Here is a 17,434-nt window from a genome sequence, read left to right as displayed (position 1 = left end):
CTTGAATGAATGAATACCCCGGATGCTGCGGCTCAAGCCGGACGGCCTTGCGGGTACTGCTGCACAGCGACCGCCGCCAACGCGCAGAATTCCTGCATCACGGTGGCAGCCAGGAAGGCGGTGGCCCCCTGCACGTCTTGCGGCGGCGACACGGTATTGACGTCAAACGCCACGAAGTTCAGGCCGGCAAGCTGGCGCAACAGCGCCAGCCCCTCCTTGGCCGTCAGCCCCCCCCACTCCGGCGTGCAGACGCCCGGCGCGCAAGAGGGGTCGAAGATGTCCATGTCAAAGCACAGATAGACGGGCCGTTGGCCAATGCGCTGCTTGATGTCGGCCAGCGTGGCCTTCTGGTCCTGATCAAAATCGTCGTAGGGCACGATCGTGTAGCCAACCTCGCGCCCGAATTCCAGTACCCCCGGCATGAAGGAGCTTCCCCGGGTGCCCACGTGAAAACTGGAAGCGACGTCCAGCAGTCCTTCTTCGGCGGCGCGTGTGAAGGTCGTGGCCGTGTTGTAGCCGGGGATCGGATAGGTATCCGTATGCGAATCGAAATGCAGCACGACGAAATCCGGATGGCGACGCGCTACGGCACGCAATTGCGGCAGCGTCACCGCGCCGTCGCCCCCCATCGAAATCGGAATGGCGCCCGCGTCCAGGATCGCGCCGATGCCGGCTTCGATCAGCGGATAGGAGGCGTCCGGGTCGCCGGGATGGCAGGCGACGTTGCCCACGTCGATGGCTCGCAGGAATTCGGGCGGGTTGTCGATGCCGTTACGCCGGAAGATGTCGACGGGACGCAGCAGCCGGGACTGCTCGCGGATGGCGTCCGGGCCCTGCCGCGACCCCACGCGGAACGGGTGGGTGCCGCAGTCGAACGGGATGCCGACCACGCAAGCACGCGCCTTGCCCGCCCCCGCCTCGCGCGCGGCCGGCAGGCCCATGAATCCGGCGACGGGATTGAAACTGACTTCAGATGACTGCGGCACAGCGCGGCTCCTGGCATGCCTGGCCGACAATGGCCGGCTCAAACTCTATTTAGATTCAAACGAATCGCTGTGCGATACGTTCGTGTCGCAAATAGATTAGCAAGTAAGAACCCAGGCGGCCAATTAGGGAGTTTCCCCTAAGGTCAGAAAATTAGTTGAGTGATTTAGTCAGCAATAGGCGCGCAAGCGCCCCGCCATGGTGCGTCGCCGGCACCGCAATGCAGCATGCGGTCCGGTCAGGCTTCGGCGTCGGCCGGCGGCATGGCGCCGCGCAAGGCGCCGCCGGGCGGCTCCATCTGATAGAACGGATGCGAACGGCCCAACGTGCGCGATGCACTGATCGCGTGCGCGGTTTCCACCACCTGCGGGCCGAAAACGGCTTGCGCCTGTTCAAACGACCATCGGCTTGACGGGACGGACACGTTCACGGCGCCCAAAGGGATGCCGCCGGCGTCCAGGACCGCCGCGCTGACTGTGATGTCGCCGGGGTAGAACTCGCCATTGGAACGCGCATAGCCGTGGCGCCGGGCAAAATCCAGTTCGGCCAACAAGGCGTCCATGGTGGTGATCGTGTTCGCCGTATAAGGCTTGCGGTCGCCGCGTTCCAGCAGGTCCCGCGCAACGTCCGGGTCCAGCTTGGCCAGCACGGCGCGTCCAGCCGCCGTGCAATACAGGGGCAAGCGCATGCCCACCGGCATGTTCACGAACATTTCCTTGTGGGTGGCGAAACGCGCCACGTACACCATATCCAACCCATCCGGTTCCGCCAGGCTGCAGGTTTCCTGGCAGTTGCGGTTCAATGTGTGCAAAAACGGGTTGCCGCCCAGCACCAGCGGGCTGGTCTGCACATAGTTCATGCCCAGCTCCAGCGACCAGGGCGCCAGCGAGAACTTCTTGCTGACCGGATCTTTGCGCAGGTAACCGAGCGTCCACAGCGTATGCGTGAAGCGTTGCACCGCGCTTTTGCTCAAGCCCGTGACGTCCGCAAGCTCCGGCAACGTCATGGCCGGCTGACCTTCGCTGAATGCCCGCAGCAGGGAAATGCCGCGCGCCAGCGCGGCAACGAACAACGGGGAATCCTCGGGGTGTCGAGTCAGGGTCATGGCACGCGGCGTGCAAAGGGAAAGCGCATAGCGTACCGCATTACGGTTCGCTTATATCGCATGGCGATTGCAAATAAGGCAGAGGCAAAAAAAGGCGCCCCGCATCGCGGGCCGCCTTTTCGTCACCGCCTGCCGGACGTCAGCGGATCGGCCACGGGTACATGGCCCCGCCCTGGTTCCACAGCGCGTTCGTGCCGCGTTGAAGACCCAGCTTGCTGTCCTTGCCAACGTTGCGCTCGAACACTTCGCTGTAGTTGCCGACCGCCTTGATGGCGTTGTAGGCCCACTTTTCGTCCAGCCCCATATTCTTGCCGGCGCCAGGCGTCACGCCCAGGATGCGCAGCACGTTGGGGTTGTTGCTCTTGAGCATCTCGTCCACGTTCTTCTGCGTAATGCCGTATTCCTCGGCCTCAAGCAGCGCGAACAAGGTCCAGCGCACGATGCCCAGCCAGTTCTCGTCGCCCTGGCGCACCATCGGGCCCAGCGGTTCCTTCGAGAAGCGTTCCGGCAGGATCTCGTAGTCATTCGGATTGGCGACTTGCGTGGCGCGCACGGCGGCCAATTGCGAGGCATCGTCGGTGAAGGCGTCGCAGCGGCCGGATTCGAAGGCGCGCACGACTTCGGTCACCTTGTCGATCACGACCGGCTTGAATTCGATCTTGTTGGCGCGGAACCAGTCGGCCAGGTTCAGTTCCGTGGTGGTGCCCGGCTGCACGCAGACGGTCGCGCCGTTCAGTTCCTTGGCGCTCTTGACACCCAGCTTCTTGTTCACCAGGATGCCCTGGCCGTCATAGAAGCTGGCGGCGACGGCGGACAGGCCCAGCGACGTGTCGCGCGTCTGGGTCAGCGTGACGGTGCGCAGCAGCACGTCGACTTCGCCCGATTGCAGCGCGGTGAAGCGTTGCTGGGTCGACAGCGCCGTGCCCTTGAATTTGGTCGAATCGCCGAATACGGCCGCGGCGACCGCGCGGCAGATATCCACGTCCATGCCTTCCCATTCCCCCTTGCTGTTGGTGGCGGAAAAGCCAGAGACGCCGTCGGTCAGGCCGCACTGCACGAACCCTTTTTTCTTCACCGCATCCAGCGTGGGGCCGGCGACCGCCGCCTGGGACGCGCAAGCCAGGGCGAGCGCGCCGGCTGCAAACAAGATGGACCGCTTCATTGTTGCCTCTCCTGAGATAGATGCCCGGGCAGCCTTGTAAGCCGTCCCGGCTGAAACCGAGCCCAGCGTTATCGGGCCGGCCGCCAGATTACGCCATGTCCACTGCGTGAACAACGCGATCGGGCCTAGAGGAAACCCGGGGGACTGCCCACCGTCGCCCCTATCAAATTTGTCCGGTGATCGAACTTTATCCCGCCCTCTCAAGCCACCCGCGCAGGGCTTGCATGCCATACTTTTTTTTGCGCCGGTGTCCGCTCAGCGGCATCGGCGTTGCAACAAAAAAGCCGATCGCGTCACAACAAAAATCCCCGGACGCGCATCGATACTCGGCCGATTCATGGAGGAGACCAATCCATGGCACAAGCAAGAAAATCGCAGCCCCGCCGCGCCGCAGCGCTTCGTCACGCCGCAGCGCTTCGTCACGCCGCAGCGCCCCGCCGTATCGCCCTGAAGACCCTGTTGTTGTCCGCGCTGGCCGCGGCGGGCCTGAGTACCGGACTGGCCCAGGCCGCGGACGACTGGCCCAGCAAGCCCATCAAGATCATCGTGCCCTACACGCCGGGCGGCTCCACCGATATCGTGACCCGTATCGTGATGGAAAAACTGGGGCCGCGCCTGAAGCAAACGATCATCGTCGAAAACAGGCCGGGGGCCAACAGCAGCGTCGGCTCGGCCATCGCGGCCAAGGCAGATGCGGACGGCTATACCTTCCTGTCGATCCTGCCCGCCTACATCATCAACTTCCACCTGTACAAGCTGACCTACGCCCCGGCCGACCTGACGCCGGTGGTGCAGATGGCCGACCTGCCCCTGTTCCTGTTCGTGGCGCAAGACCTGCCGGTCAAGACCGTGGCCGACCTGGTCGCCTATGGCCGCAAGAACCCGGACAAGCTGACTTATGCCTCTAGCGGCAACGGCTCCAGCGCGCACCTGACGGGCGCCGACTTCGCGCTGCAGAACAAGCTCACGATGACGCACGTGGCCTACAAGGGCAGCGCCCCCATCCTGACCGATCTGCTGGGCGGGCGCGTGTCCATGGTGTTCGACCCGATCCTGGTGCCGATGCAATACGTCAAGCAGAACCGACTGAAGGCGCTGGCGTTCACGGGCAAGGAACGTTGGCCCACCGAACCCGACATCCCCACGATGGAAGAGGCGGGCATGCCCGGCTTCGTGACGGGTTCCTGGGCGGGGCTGATGGCGCCGGCCGGCACCCCCAAGCCGATCATCGAACGCATGGCGCGCGAGATCGCCGAGATCGTCAAGGAGCCCGATGTAAAGCAAAAATTCGTGGACGCGGGCTTCCTGCCCGTCAGCGGCACCACGGCGCAGTTCACGGACCTGATGAAGACCGATTCGGCGCGTTATGCCGAAATCATCAAGCAGGCCGGCATCACCGTGAATTGAACGCGGATCGGGCGTGGCACTGCGCCACGCCTGGCCCGATCGGAGTCCCATCATGATCAACAAGTTCATCGACACCCCCGAGGCTGCGGTCTCGGACATCCACGACGGCGCCACGGTGCTGATCAGCGGCTTCGGCGGCGCCGGCATGCCCACCGAACTGATCCACGCGCTGATCGATCAAGGCGCGCGCGAACTGACCGTGGTCAGCAACAATGCCGGCAACCATGAAACCGGCCTGGCCGCGCTGATCAAGGCGGGTCGCGTGCGTAAAGTGATCTGCTCGTTTCCCAAGGCGTCGCATTCCTGGGTCTTCGACGACCTGTACCGCCGCGGCGGCATCGAACTGGAATGCGTGCCGCAAGGCACCATCGCGGAACGGTTGCGCGCGGCCGGCGCCGGTCTGGGCGGCTTCTTCACGCCCACCGCCTACGGCACCGAACTGGCCCAGGGCAAAGAGACCCGCATCATCGACGGCCGCGGCCATGTGTTCGAAAAGCCGCTGCATGGCGACTTTGCGCTGGTCAAGGCCGATCAGGGAGACCGCTGGGGCAACCTGACCTATCACAAGAGCGCGCGCAACTTCGGGCCCATCATGTGCATGGCGGCCAAGACCACCATCGTGCAAGTGCGCGCCAAGGCCGAACTGGGCGACCTCTCGCCCGAAGCCGTGGTGACGCCGGGCATCTTCGTCGCGCGCGTCACCGAGGTGGCCAACGCCGCCTTTTCCAGCTGAAGGAATCTTATGCGCCCCCTCACCCGCGAAGCCATGGCACGCCGCCTGGCCCTGGACATCCCCGACGGCAGCTACGTCAACCTGGGCATCGGCATGCCGGTGCTGGTGGCGGCCCATCTTCCGCCCGGCCGCGAGATCGTGCTGCACAGCGAAAACGGCATCCTGGGCATGGGCCCGCCACCCGCTGAAGACGCCGTCAACCTGGACCTGATCAACGCCGGCAAGCAGCCGGTGACGCTGCTGGAAGGCGGTTCGTACTTCCACCACGCGGATTCGTTCGCGATGATGCGCGGCGGCCATCTGGACATCTGCGTCATGGGCGGCATGCAGGTCGCGGCCAACGGCGATCTGGCCAACTGGTCGCTGGCCAAGCCGGGCGAAGCGCCGGCCGTCGGCGGCGCGATGGACCTGGCCGTCGGCGCGCGCAGCGTATTCATCATGATGGAGCACAACAGCAAGAACGGCGATCCAAAGATCGTCGAACGCTGCACGTATCCGCTGACAGGCGCCGGCGTGGTCGACCGCATCTACACGGACCTTGCCGTCATCGACGTCACGCCGGACGGCCTGGTGGTTCGGGATATGATCGACGGCATGACTCTGAACGAACTGCAAGCGCGCACCGGCGCGCCACTGCGCGCAGGCTGATGCCGCCCAATCTTCCCCCGCCCGGCTACGCCGCCCCGCTTGCGGCGGAAGACCACCCCGACCAGTTGCGCGGCGACCCGGACTACATGCTGACGCTTGCGCGCGGGCTGCATGTGATCCGCGCGTTCGGCACGCGCCGCCATCCGCAGACTGCGGCGGAGCTGAGCCGCCGCGCCGCGCTACCGCGCGCCGTCGTGCAACGTTGCCTGCACACGTTGATCCTGCTGGGCATCGCCGAACAGCATGGCCGGCTGTATGTGCTGACGCCGCGCATCCTGGGCCTGGGCTACGCGTATTTTTCATCCACGCCGTTCGTCTCGCTGGCGCAGCCGGTGCTGGAAGAACTGAGCGCCACCGTCAACGAAACCTGTGCGCTGGCCATCATGGAAGGCCACGAGATGCTGTACCTGGCGCGCTCCGAAGTGAACCGCCTGCTGGCCACCTCCATGGGGCTGGGCAGCCGCTTGCCGGCGTATTGCACGTCGATCGGGCGCGTGCTGCTGGCGCAACTGCCCGAGCCCGCGCTGGCGCGCTATTTCGCCACCGTCGACCTGCAGCCCTATACGGAATTCACGCTCACCACTGAAACGAAACTGCGCGCCGAGCTGGCGCGCATCCGCGAGCAAGGCTACGCGGTGGTCGACCAGGAACTGGAATTGAACGTGCGCGCGATCTCGGTTCCCGTGCGCTCGGCCAGCGGCAAGGCCTGCGGCGCCGTGAACGTCAGTGTCAAAGCGGCGCGGGTGCCGCTGAACCGCCTGACGGACGAGTTCCTGCCGCCCTTGCGGCAGGCCGTGGAGAGAATCGGGGAGTTCCTGGTCGCGTAAAAGCGATGTGTACGATGGCGAGATCCGGCATGAAGCCCCCGCCACTCCTGGGCTTTACGGACTTTGCAGGTCCGTCGTATCCAGCGTGAACGCGGCGGCGGCGCGGCCGATGCGGTCGTTGACCGCTTGCCATTCGTCGGTGGCCGGGGGCGCCTGCACGATGATGCGCGCATAGCCCTGCTTGTCCAGGTCGCGCAGCAGGCCATACAGGGCCTGTGCATACCGCGCCGGGTCCGCGGGCACGGGATGCCACTGCAAACGCGCATCCAACGCCGTGGGCGCATCGCCATACGCCACCACCACCACCCTGCCTTCCGGCAGGTTGCGGCCCAGCGCCACGTCCTGCAAGCGCGCGTCCGACGCCAGCTCCAGCGGCGTGCGCGGCGCGTAGTGCGCTTTCAGCGTGCCTGAAGCCCGCGGCGCGGCGGCGTCCGGTGCGAACACCTGCACGCCCAGCACCGCTTCGATCTGCGCGGCGCTGATATGGCCGGGACGCAGCAGCACGGGGCCGGCGCCGCGGTCCAGGCGCGACAGGTCCAGAATGGTGGATTCGATGCCGACTTCCGATGCGCCGCCCTCCAGCACGGGCATGCCGGCCGCGACGGCTTCGGGGAATTCATGGCGCACGTGCTCGGCGCGCGTGGGCGATACCTGGCCGAACTTGTTGGCCGACGGCGCGGCCACGCCGCCCTGCCCGTTCGGCTTGCCCGCGGCGAACGCGGCCAGCAGCGCCTGCGCCACGGGATGCGAGGGACAGCGGATGCCGATGCTGTCCTGTCCCCCGCTGACCGTGTCCACGATGTGCGGCGCGCGCTTGAGGATCAGCGTCAGCGGCCCGGGCCAGAACGCGTCGATCAGCAGGCGCGCCTCGGGCGGCACCTCGGCCGCCCAGTACGACACGTCGCCTTGCGGCGCGATGTGCACAATGACAGGATGATTCGACGGCCGGCCCTTGGCCGCATAGATCTTCGCTACCGCTTGCGGGCTTTCCGCGTCCGCTCCCAGGCCGTAGACGGTCTCGGTGGGAAAAGCGGCCAGCTCGCCATCCAGCAGGCGTTGCGCGGCGTGGGCGATCTCCGCGGCGCTGGCGGATTCATGCGGGGGCAAGGAAGGCATCGGATCGTCGCGGCTTACTCGGGGGCTTGCATGCCCAGCGCGGCAGCCACGCGGGCGGCGTCGGCACGGGCCTGGTCCAGGGTGGGCGCCACGATGGTGATGTGGCCCATCTTGCGGCCACGGCGCGCTTCCCGCTTGCCGTACAGGTGCAGCTTGGCCGTCGGCACGGACAGCGCGGCGGCCCAGTCGGGTTCGCGCTGCGTCGTCGCGGTCGACGACGCATACCAGATGTCGCCCAGGATATTGAGCATAACGGCGGGCGCCAGCAGCGAGGCGCTGCCCAGCGGCAGGCCGGCCATGGCGCGCGCCTGCTGCTCGAACTGGCTCGTGACGCAGGCGTTCATCGTGTAGTGGCCGCTGTTGTGCGGGCGCGGCGCGATCTCGTTGACGATCAAGCTGCCGTCCTTCAGGACGAAGAACTCCACGCACAGCACGCCGTGGTAGCCCAGGCCTTGCGCGATCGACTGCGCAGCCTCGGTCGCGCGGGCCTGGCGTTCGGCGTGGGCCGCGTCCAGCTGCACCGGCGCTGCGGTGGACACCGCCAGGATGCCGTCGCGGTGCACGTTGCGCGCCACCGGAAATACCACGGAGGCGCCGTCGAAACCGCGTGCGATCACAACGGAAATCTCGTAGTCCAGCGGCATCAGCGCTTCCAGCACGCAGGCCACGCCGCCGAAGTCGGCGAAGGCGGCCAGCGCCGCTTCACGCGTATCGATGCGGGCTTGGCCCTTGCCGTCGTAGCCCAGGCGGGCGACCTTCAGGATGCCGGGGAACAAGGCGTCGGGCGCGGCGCGCAGGTCCGCTTCGGTGCGGATGGCGGCGTGCGGCGCAACGGGAATGCCTTGCGAGGCGATGAACGTCTTTTCGGTGATACGGTCCTGCACGATAGCCACGGCGTCCGCGGCCGGGCTTACGCGGCAGCGCGTCGCAAGCGTGCGCAGGCTGTCGGCGGGGACGTTTTCGAATTCGGTGGTGACGGCCTGACAGGTCTGGGCCAACCGGGCCAGGCCGGCTTCGTCATCGTAGGCGGCCTGGATGTGCAGGTCGGCCACCATGCCGGCAGGGCATTCGTCGGCCGGATCCAGCACGGCGACCTTGTAGCCGAGGCTTTGCGCCGCGTGGCAGAACATGCGGCCCAGTTGGCCGCCGCCCAAAAGGCCCAGCCAGCCGCCGGGGGCAATCATGAAAGGAGTCGATTGAGTCATACGGATCAGGCCTCGGGCGGAACCTTCATGTCGCGGGCAGCTTGCGTCTGCCGCGCGCGGAACGCCACCAACTTCTTGTGCAGGCCGGCGTCGGTGCCGGCCAGCGTGGCGATCACGTGCAGCGCCGCATTGGCCGCGCCCGCCTCGCCGATCGCGAAGGTGGCCACCGGCACGCCCTTGGGCATCTGCACGATGGACAGCAGTGAGTCTTCGCCACGCAGGTATTTGGACGGCACCGGCACGCCGAATACCGGTACTTCAGTCAGCGCCGCCATCATGCCCGGCAAGTGGGCCGCGCCGCCGGCCCCGGCGATGATGCCGCGCAGGCCGCGGTCATGCGCCGCCGCGCCGTATTCCGCCATGTCCTGCGGCATGCGGTGCGCGGAAATCACGCGCGCCTCGTAGGCCACGCCGAAATCCTCCAGCATGGTGACCGCGTGCTTCATGACCTCCCAATCGCTGGAAGAACCCATAATCACGCCCACCACGGGGGTGGCCTCTGCCGCTGCGGAAGTCTTGGCTGTCATAACCGGTGTCAAAGAGGTAAGACCGCGGAACCTGCCCGCGGAATGTCAAAGGGCCGCGGATTCGGTCCGCGAAACCCGGTATTTTACCCGGCGCGCGCGATCGCCTATGGCGCGGTCGCGGAGGACAGCCACAGATAGCTGTCCGGGTTGTCCGGGCAAGGCCCGAAACCGCACTCCAAGGTAGTGCTGCCGGCGTTGGCCAGCGATATGATGAAAAACAGGGCCATGACGACGAGACCCAGCGCCGAGACCGGCTTCTTCAGCATGCTATCGCCCCATTTGCGGTCTGCGGACTGCATCACCACGCAGAAGACGATGATGGCGGCAAAGGCGATGAACGCCCAGGTGTAGAAATGCAGTCCCATGAACGGCGTGCCATAGCCAGGATCGCCGGGCGCGATGAGCAGCAACACCTGCCGACCCGAGGCGACCATGCCGCCCAGCGAGGCCGCGATGCTCATGCCGTAATGCATGGGCGACGGCCCTACCCGCATGTTCAGCAGGAATCCCACCCCGGCCAGGATGAACGCCAAGCGCTGGAGCAGGCACAGGGGACACGGCAGTTCCCCATAGAGGAACTGCCAAGCGAAGGCCATGCCCAGGATGCCGGTGACACCCAGCAGTGCCAGGCCGTTCAGCACGCGCGAACCGCGCGCCGGGTTGCGGGAGAAGATCATCGCCTCGCCCTTACCAGGACAGCGCCAGAGGGCTGGTCATGTGATAGTGGCACCACGCGGCGAAGATCGCGAGCGTGAGCAGCCAGAACGTCACGCACGGGCGGCGCTTTCCCAGCACTCCGAACCACACCGCGACCGATCCGGTCAGAAAGGGCAACATCATGATCATGCGTAAGACTCCTGTCGACGGACGTCCTGCTAAGGCAGCCGACGAGTATAACGTAACAATACGCAATAATTGTTATCGATACCCCTAAGCCCGACCTCAAAAAAAAACCCGCTCATTCGAGCGGGTTTCGGTCAGTCGGGGAGGATCAGGCGATCAATCGGTCCAGCGCTTCGCGGTACTTGGCGGCCGTCTTTTCCAGCACGTCCTGCGGCAGGCGCGGGGCGGGCGGCGTCTTGTCCCAGGTCTGGGTTTCCAGCCAGTCGCGCACGAATTGCTTGTCAAACGACGGGGGGCTGATGCCGACGCGGTAGCCGTCGGCCGGCCAGAAGCGCGACGAATCGGGCGTCAGCACTTCGTCCATCAGGTGCAGCGTGCCGTTGTCGTCCAAGCCGAATTCGAACTTGGTGTCGGCGATGATAATGCCCTTGGTGGCGGCGAACTTGGCGGCTTCGGCATACAGCTTGAGCGTGACGTCGCGGATGCGCTCGGCCAATTCCTGGCCCACTTCCTTGACCACGTGCGCGAAGTCGACGTTTTCGTCGTGCATGCCGAATTCGGCCTTGGCGGCAGGCGTGAAGATCGGCTCGGGCAACTGGCTGGCCTGCTGCAGGCCGGCAGGAAGCTTGATGCCGCAGATGGCGCCGGTGGACTGGTAGTCTTTCCAGCCGGATCCGATCAGGTAGCCGCGGGCAACCGCTTCCACCAGGATCGGCTTCAGGCGCTTGACCACGACGGCGCGGCCGCGCACCTGGTCCACCTCGTCCGGGGCCACCACGTCTTCGGGCTTCACGCCCGTGGAGTGGTTCGGCAGGATGTGGGCCAGTTTCTGCAACCAGAATTCGGTCAGCTCGGTCAGCACCTGCCCTTTGCCGGGAATGGGATCGTCAAGAATCACGTCGAAAGCGGAGATACGATCCGACGCGACGATCAGCAACTTGTCGTCGCCCACCGCGTACATATCGCGCACCTTACCGCGGCCCAGCAGCGGCAAGGACTTGATGCTGGATTGATGCAAAGCAGAAGTCACGGGAATGGCCTATGGCAAAAATGAAGATTCCCGCCTCGGGCAAGCGCCAGGGCGGGAAGTAGAACGAAATCGGAAACTGCGCGGGGACGCCGCATGACACACGAAGCGCTGCCGCGCCAGCCCCGCAAAGCGCATAGATTACTGCAAATATGTCCGCCTTGCCGGGCAGCGGGGGCCGGGTTAGGCTCTGATTCCCAACACACTATTCGCACCGGCCGCCCCTGGGCGTCACGGCGCTGACCTTACGTCCGGAGACAAAGCCGTATGCAGGATGCTTCCCTCAAACGCCCGCCCGCCGACGCGCAGGTACATCTGACTGGCGGTTGCCAGTGCGGCGCCGTCCGTTACGCCGTCACCGACGAGCCCATCACCGCCGCCACCTGTCATTGCCGGGACTGCCAGTATTCCAGCGGCGGCGCCCCGGCCCATGCGCTGATTTTCGCCGCCGGGTCGGTCACGATGCTGCGTGGCCAGGCCAAGGAACACCGCTACAAGGGCGATTCCGGCCACACCGTCATGCGCAGCTTCTGCGGCGCCTGTGGCACGCCGCTGTTCGGCGGCTCCGAAGGCATGGGTTACGAAGTGGTCCGGGCCGGGTCGCTGGACGATCCGGAGGCCTTCCACGCCCAGGCCAGCCTGTGGACGAGCTCGGCCCCCTCCTGGCACCACGTGGACAAAAACGTCCCGCACTTTCCGCAAAACGGCCCGGCCGCCTAGGCGTCGCGGCCATCAGGGAAAGAGCGGGGAAGACGCGAGAAAAAGCGCGGTCGGCGACACCCCGCAAAAGAAAGGGGCGGGTCCGTTTGGACCCGCCCCTTTTCACTGCCGGACCGCCGCCCGAAGGCGGCGGCGCGGAAGGCTTACTGCACCACTTGCGACAGCTTGCCCGACGCGTATTGCGCGGCGATGTCGGTCAGCGGCAGCGCGCGGATCTTGCTGGCGTTGCCGGCCGTGCCGAATTCCGTGTAGCGAGCCACACAGATGGCCTTGGCGGCGGCACGGGCAGGCTTCAGGTATTCGCGCGGGTCGAACTTTTCGGGATTCTCGGCGAAGAAGCGGCGGATCGCGCCGGTCATGGCCAGACGGATGTCGGTGTCGATGTTGATCTTGCGGACGCCGTACTTGATGGCTTCCTGGATTTCCTCGACCGGCACGCCGTAGGTTTCCTTCATGTTGCCGCCGAATTCACGGATCTCGGCCAGCAGTTCCTGCGGCACGCTGGAGCTGCCGTGCATCACCAGGTGGGTGTTCGGAAGGCGGGCGTGAATTTCCTTGATGCGGGCGATCGACAGGATGTCGCCGGTGGGCTTGCGCGTGAACTTGTAGGCGCCGTGGCTGGTGCCGATGGCAATGGCCAGGGCGTCCAGTTGCGTGCGGCGCACGAAGTCGGCGGCTTGTTCCGGGTCGGTCAGCAACTGGTCCATGGTCAGCTTGCCGTCGGCGCCGTGGCCGTCTTCCTTGTCGCCTTCCATGGTTTCCAGCGAACCCAGGCAGCCGAGCTCGCCTTCAACGGTCACGCCCAGCTTGTGGGCGATGTCCACGACCTTCTTGGTGACGTCGACGTTGTAGTCGTAGTCGGCGATGGTCTTGCCGTCTTCCTTGAGCGAACCGTCCATCATCACGCTGGAGAAACCCAGGTCGATGGCGCCTTGGCAGACCTTCGGCGACTGGCCGTGGTCCTGGTGCATCACGACGGGGATGTGCGGATAGGATTCCACCGCGGCCTGGATCAGGTGCTTCAGGAAGCCTTCGCCCGCGTACTTGCGCGCGCCGGCCGAGGCCTGCATGATCACCGGGCTGTCGGTCTCCGCAGCGGCTTCCATGATGGCCTGGACCTGTTCCAGGTTGTTGACGTTGAACGCCGGAATGCCGTAGCCGTGCTCGGCGGCATGGTCGAGCAACTGGCGCATGGAGACTAGGGCCATGAGTGGTCCTCCTAAGACTGTCTATTGAAAGATGGTTGAAGTCCTGCTGAATGGTGTGATTTTACGGGGGAATCGCTGAAAGGTCTTGCAACCGGCCGTATCCGATCCATTCAGTCGAGGACAGACGGGCGAGGCGCCCGTCCATTGAGGCGGCGCCCAGGCCGATTCCGGCGCGGACGGCTACGCCTGGCTGGCCTGGAATGACGGCTACGGCCGGCCCGCGTGCGGCACGTCCACCCGCGTCATCAGGATCCGGCCTTCGGGCTTGGCGCGGCGGTTGGCTTCGATGAAGTCGGGCGCTGCCGCCATGAATAGCGTGCGGCCGTCCGGTCCGCCGAGCGCCGCGGCGAAGATGCCAAATTCGCCGGTGTCGATCTGTTCCAGGATCTTGCCCCCGCGCTCGACCCGCACGATCCGCTTGCCGATGGCATCCGCCACCCAAACCGCCCCTTCCGCGTCCAGTGCGCCGCCGTCCGGGCCGATGGCCGACGCCGCGATCAGCACCGACAGGTCGTCGCTGTCGGGCAGCGCGCCGAAGTCCGCCCAGTCGCGCCGGGGCCCCAGCGCCCCGTTGGCCTGGATGTCGAATTCAGAGATGCGGTTGCCGAAGGTCTCGTTGACGATCAGCGTCTTGCCGTCCGGCGTGATGAACGAGCCATTGGGAAAACACAGCCCATCCGCCACCACCTGCGCCACGCCGTCGGTATCCACGCGCACCAGGGTCGTCGTGGCGACCGGCTCGCCCGCCATCAGGTCGAAACCGAAATTGCCCACGTAGGCCCGGCCTTGCGCGTCCACCACCATATCGTTGATCGGGCCGCCCGTCAGCGCGGACAAGTCGGCATGCACGGCCAACGTGCCGTCCCGCTCGCGGCGCAGCACCTTGCGGTCTTTCATGGACGAGATCAAGAGGCGCCCGTCGGGCAGCCAGCCCAGGCCTGAAGGCTGCTGCGGCACACGGCAGATCTGCTCCACCTTGCCCTGGAGGTCCACCGCGATCACCTGTTCGGTATAGAAGTCCGACGCCCACAAGCGGTCCTCGTGCCAGCGCAACCCCTCCAGGTACGTATACCCGGAAGCCAGCACGGACAATTCGCGTTTCGGCATTGCCTTGTCTCCTGTCTATCGCCCCGCTCGGGGCCGGTTCTTTTCAATGGGTCGCAATGGCCGACCGGGCCTTGGCGCCGGCCCATTCTGGCATGAGTGATCCGTCCCCGACCTGACAACTCGCTGTCAGCTTCGCGGCATTAACATCACGCCCCAAGGGAAAACCCGCACTTCGGGGACATCCCTGGCATATCCGTCACCGGACCGTCGTGCCCCGCCCTATGCCGGCAGGCCCCGCCCCTTCCCCGGGCTCCGCGACAGGTCCCTGTTTCCGTTTTGATCATGAATACAAAGAAGCTGACGCGCTACATCGGCATCGCGATGGTGTTGGGCATCGTGGTGGGCTACCTCTGCAACCAGACAGCGCATGACGCGAAAGACGCGGCGCAGATCGCGTCGTACTTCAGCCTGATCACGGACATCTTCCTGCGCATGATCAAGATGATCATCGCCCCGCTGGTGTTCGCCACGCTGGTGTCCGGCCTGGCCAGCATGAGCGATGCCAACGCCGTGGGCCGCATCGGCCTGCGCGCCATGGTCTGGTTCATCGCCGCGTCCGCGATCTCGTTGCTGCTGGGCCTGCTGCTGGTCAATATCTTCCAGCCCGGCGCGCACATGAACCTGGCAATTCCCGATGCGGGCATCACGTCGGGACTGAAAACGGGCGACTTCACGCTCAAGGCCTTCATCGCGCACGTGTTCCCCAAGAGCATCGCCGAAGCCATGGCCAACAACGAGATCCTGCAGATCCTGGTGTTCTCGCTGTTCTTCGGTGCCGCGCTGTCCTTCATCCGCAGCAAGGGCCACAACACGATCTACAACATGATCGACGAGCTGGCCAAGATCATGTTCCGCGTGACGGATTACGTGATGCGTTTCGCGCCGCTGGGGGTGTTCGCTGCCATGGCCGCCGCCATCACCACCGAAGGCCTGGGCGTACTGGTCAGCTACGGCAAGCTGATCGGCGAGTTCTACCTGGGCCTGGCGCTGTTGTGGGCCATCCTGTTCGGCGTGGGCTACCTGTTCCTGGGCAAGTCCACGCGCCGCCTGGGCGGCCTGATCAAGGAACCCACGCTGCTGGCCTTTTCGACTGCCAGCAGTGAATCAGCCTATCCGAAGACCATCGAAGCGCTGGAGCGTTTCGGCGTGTCCAAGCGCATTTCGGGCTTCGTGCTGCCGTTGGGCTACTCGTTCAACCTGGACGGTTCGATGATGTACCAGTCCTTTGCGGTGCTGTTCATCGCGCAGGCCTACAACATCGAGATGAGCTTCGCGCAGCAATTGACGTTGCTGCTGGTGCTGATGGTGACCAGCAAGGGCATGGCCGGCGTGGCGCGCGCCTCGCTCGTCGTCGTGGCCGCCACCCTGCCGATGTTCCATCTGCCGGAAGCCGGCCTGCTGCTGATCATGGGCATCGACCAGTTCTTCGACATGGGCCGCACGGCAACCAACGTGGTCGGCAACAGCCTGGCCACCGCCGTCATCGCCAAGCTGGAAGACGACCGGGGCGACCAGCCCGACCCCGCGCCGGCAGGCGAAGGCGGCGCCGGCAAGGCGCGTCCTGCCAGCCAGGACGCATAAAAACCGCGCGAAAAAAAACGGGCCGCAACCCGTTTTTTTCTTAACACCTGTCAGCTTGACCCGCCGGCGCCGCCGGGAGCAACATAGGACTCCCTGCCAGATACCCGGCGCGGCGCCCCGGCGTCACGCGCTACCCGCATGCCATGACACCCCACCCCCTGCGCGGCATCGTGGCGGCAATCGCCCTGATGGCCGCCGTGCCTGCCGCACACGCCTGGACCCGCATTTCATGCGATTTGTCCGGCACTGCCTCTACCCCCGCCATGCAAATGCGCCAGTACCGTACCGATGGCACGGAGCTGGCGCAGACGACGTTCCGGTTGAAGGTCAGATCGGCCGACATCCCCGACGGGGCGCGCGCCGATACGGATTGCACCGAATTCGTGGACCGCGACATCGACGTCACGCTTGAGAACACGGCGCCCGGCCAGATCCGCAAAGGCACGCCGATCAAATTGCACTACCGCTACGACGAATCGCTCGGCCAGAGCCTGGCGACAAAGTTCGAGCTGGTCCGCTAGGCCCCCGCGCATCCGCCAAGGGCCGTTCAGGCTTAGTCGTTGACCGAGCAGGACACCGGCGTGCCGTCTTCGAATTCGACGTCGTACGTGTGGACCGGATCCCAGGGCAGCGTGAACCACAGTTCGTAGCCGTCGCCGTCTTCGTCGAACAGCCATAGCGCGCGCAGCACGGCCTTTTCGGCCATGGCTTCTGCGGTTTCTTCCTTCAGCAGCTGGTCGTCTTCGATGCCCAGCTTCTTGCAATGTTCGTACGAGTAGTTGTCCAGCAGGAACTCGGAGGCCGCCAGGATGTGGTCGTCCAGATTGTCGATGATGGCCTTGACCACCTTGGACGCGCCGCTGTCAGGCTCTTCGCCGTCCGTCTGGATCATGACGTGGATGGGCGGACGGCCGTTGCCGGCGGGCACGTTCTCGGCCGCCCACAGATCGGGTTCTTCGGGGTCTTGGGTGAAATTGAATCGTGCCATCGCGCGCTCCGGGAAATTGGATGGCGAACCGTGAAAAGTACGGCTTCGCCTGAGCAAGCCGCAAGAACGCGGCTCCGCCTTAGGCCGTTACGCCCTTTCGCCATTTAACCAGATGCGGGGCACCCCGTCTGTGACCGGGCGCGATGTTTTTGCGCCGATGCGCGTTCCCGCGGCGAATGCGACAACCGGGGCGCCTGCGCGCCGACGAGGTCGCCCCTGCCAACCGCCCCGCCCCGATCGGGCCCC

Annotated in this window: 19 protein-coding genes; 7 read left to right on the top strand and 12 right to left on the bottom strand. The window is 65.5% G+C overall.

What is annotated here, in order from left to right:
- Positions 1-32: 32 nt before the first annotated feature.
- From HG262_RS20260 to HG262_RS20250, 3 genes are all read right to left on the bottom strand, one after another.
- Complete coding sequence (locus HG262_RS20260) at positions 33-941, bottom strand: arginase family protein (RefSeq protein WP_169272764.1); 909 nt, start codon at positions 939-941, stop codon at positions 33-35.
- A gap of 281 nt (positions 942-1,222) precedes the next feature.
- Complete coding sequence (locus HG262_RS20255; protein ID WP_169272725.1) at positions 1,223-2,089, bottom strand: IclR family transcriptional regulator; 867 nt, start codon at positions 2,087-2,089, stop codon at positions 1,223-1,225.
- Positions 2,090-2,228: 139 nt separating this feature from the next.
- Positions 2,229-3,251: an amino acid ABC transporter substrate-binding protein gene (locus tag HG262_RS20250; RefSeq protein ID WP_169272724.1), complete on the bottom strand. Its 1,023-nt coding sequence runs from the start codon at positions 3,249-3,251 to the stop codon at positions 2,229-2,231.
- Between the two features lie 354 nt (positions 3,252-3,605).
- On the opposite strand from HG262_RS20250, the gene HG262_RS20245 reads away from it, so the two are divergent.
- Genes HG262_RS20245 through HG262_RS20230 form a run of 4 tightly spaced genes read left to right on the top strand, consistent with a single transcriptional unit; the run spans position 3,606 to position 6,866 of the window.
- Positions 3,606-4,658: a tripartite tricarboxylate transporter substrate binding protein gene (locus HG262_RS20245; protein WP_169272723.1), complete on the top strand. Its 1,053-nt coding sequence runs from the start codon at positions 3,606-3,608 to the stop codon at positions 4,656-4,658.
- A gap of 52 nt (positions 4,659-4,710) precedes the next feature.
- Complete coding sequence (locus tag HG262_RS20240) at positions 4,711-5,391, top strand: 3-oxoacid CoA-transferase subunit A (RefSeq protein ID WP_169272722.1); 681 nt, start codon at positions 4,711-4,713, stop codon at positions 5,389-5,391.
- A 9-nt stretch (positions 5,392-5,400) separates the two neighbouring features.
- Positions 5,401-6,039 (top strand): 3-oxoacid CoA-transferase subunit B, encoded by a 639-nt coding sequence (locus tag HG262_RS20235; protein WP_169272721.1) that lies wholly within the window; start codon positions 5,401-5,403, stop codon positions 6,037-6,039.
- A complete protein-coding gene (locus tag HG262_RS20230; RefSeq protein ID WP_169272720.1) occupies positions 6,039-6,866 on the top strand; it encodes an IclR family transcriptional regulator C-terminal domain-containing protein in 828 nt (275 codons plus the stop codon). The genes HG262_RS20235 and HG262_RS20230 overlap by 1 nt, the downstream gene beginning before the upstream one ends.
- Before the next feature lie 54 nt (positions 6,867-6,920).
- Here HG262_RS20230 and HG262_RS20225 read toward each other — a convergent pair whose 3' ends face one another.
- The 6 genes from HG262_RS20225 to HG262_RS20200 all read right to left on the bottom strand — a co-directional run bounded on the left by HG262_RS20225 (position 6,921) and on the right by HG262_RS20200 (position 11,587).
- Positions 6,921-7,982 (bottom strand): L-threonylcarbamoyladenylate synthase, encoded by a 1,062-nt coding sequence (locus tag HG262_RS20225; protein WP_169272719.1) that lies wholly within the window; start codon positions 7,980-7,982, stop codon positions 6,921-6,923.
- Positions 7,983-7,996: 14 nt separating this feature from the next.
- Positions 7,997-9,187 (bottom strand): 5-(carboxyamino)imidazole ribonucleotide synthase, encoded by a 1,191-nt coding sequence (locus tag HG262_RS20220; protein WP_169272718.1) that lies wholly within the window; start codon positions 9,185-9,187, stop codon positions 7,997-7,999.
- A 5-nt stretch (positions 9,188-9,192) separates the two neighbouring features.
- On the bottom strand, positions 9,193-9,714 hold the full coding sequence (purE, locus tag HG262_RS20215; RefSeq protein ID WP_169272717.1) for a 5-(carboxyamino)imidazole ribonucleotide mutase: 522 nt from the start codon (positions 9,712-9,714) through the stop codon (positions 9,193-9,195).
- Between the two features lie 104 nt (positions 9,715-9,818).
- A complete protein-coding gene (locus tag HG262_RS20210; RefSeq protein ID WP_169272716.1) occupies positions 9,819-10,391 on the bottom strand; it encodes a disulfide bond formation protein B in 573 nt (190 codons plus the stop codon).
- A gap of 10 nt (positions 10,392-10,401) precedes the next feature.
- Complete coding sequence (locus tag HG262_RS20205; RefSeq protein ID WP_169272715.1) at positions 10,402-10,560, bottom strand: DUF5993 family protein; 159 nt, start codon at positions 10,558-10,560, stop codon at positions 10,402-10,404.
- 145 nt (positions 10,561-10,705) lie between these two features.
- Positions 10,706-11,587, bottom strand: coding sequence for a phosphoribosylaminoimidazolesuccinocarboxamide synthase (locus HG262_RS20200; RefSeq protein ID WP_006222795.1), 882 nt, complete (start codon positions 11,585-11,587; stop codon positions 10,706-10,708).
- A 264-nt stretch (positions 11,588-11,851) separates the two neighbouring features.
- Here HG262_RS20200 and HG262_RS20195 point away from each other — a divergent pair, with 264 nt between their 5' ends.
- Positions 11,852-12,304, top strand: coding sequence for a GFA family protein (locus HG262_RS20195; protein WP_169272714.1), 453 nt, complete (start codon positions 11,852-11,854; stop codon positions 12,302-12,304).
- Between the two features lie 143 nt (positions 12,305-12,447).
- Here the strand turns inward: HG262_RS20195 and fba are convergent, their stop codons facing one another.
- Positions 12,448-13,512: a class II fructose-bisphosphate aldolase gene (fba, locus tag HG262_RS20190; RefSeq protein WP_169272713.1), complete on the bottom strand. Its 1,065-nt coding sequence runs from the start codon at positions 13,510-13,512 to the stop codon at positions 12,448-12,450.
- Between the two features lie 207 nt (positions 13,513-13,719).
- Complete coding sequence (locus HG262_RS20185; protein ID WP_169272712.1) at positions 13,720-14,619, bottom strand: SMP-30/gluconolactonase/LRE family protein; 900 nt, start codon at positions 14,617-14,619, stop codon at positions 13,720-13,722.
- A 282-nt stretch (positions 14,620-14,901) separates the two neighbouring features.
- On the opposite strand from HG262_RS20185, the gene HG262_RS20180 reads away from it, so the two are divergent.
- The gene (locus HG262_RS20180; RefSeq protein WP_248293433.1) at positions 14,902-16,200 is read left to right on the top strand and encodes a dicarboxylate/amino acid:cation symporter; all 1,299 of its coding nucleotides are present in this window, start codon (positions 14,902-14,904) and stop codon (positions 16,198-16,200) included.
- Positions 16,201-16,343: 143 nt separating this feature from the next.
- A complete protein-coding gene (locus HG262_RS20175) occupies positions 16,344-16,721 on the top strand; it encodes a hypothetical protein (protein ID WP_169272710.1) in 378 nt (125 codons plus the stop codon).
- A 32-nt stretch (positions 16,722-16,753) separates the two neighbouring features.
- On the opposite strand, the gene HG262_RS20170 is transcribed toward HG262_RS20175, so the two are convergent.
- The gene (locus tag HG262_RS20170; RefSeq protein WP_169272709.1) at positions 16,754-17,188 is read right to left on the bottom strand and encodes a hypothetical protein; all 435 of its coding nucleotides are present in this window, start codon (positions 17,186-17,188) and stop codon (positions 16,754-16,756) included.
- Positions 17,189-17,434: the final 246 nt, after the last annotated feature.

Origin of the sequence: Achromobacter sp. Bel (assembly GCF_012928505.1) — a bacterium.
Classification (GTDB): Bacteria; Pseudomonadota; Gammaproteobacteria; order Burkholderiales; family Burkholderiaceae_B; genus Achromobacter.
The sequence above is the reverse complement of the archived record's forward strand: the minus strand, read 5'-3'. Positions and strand labels throughout refer to the sequence as shown.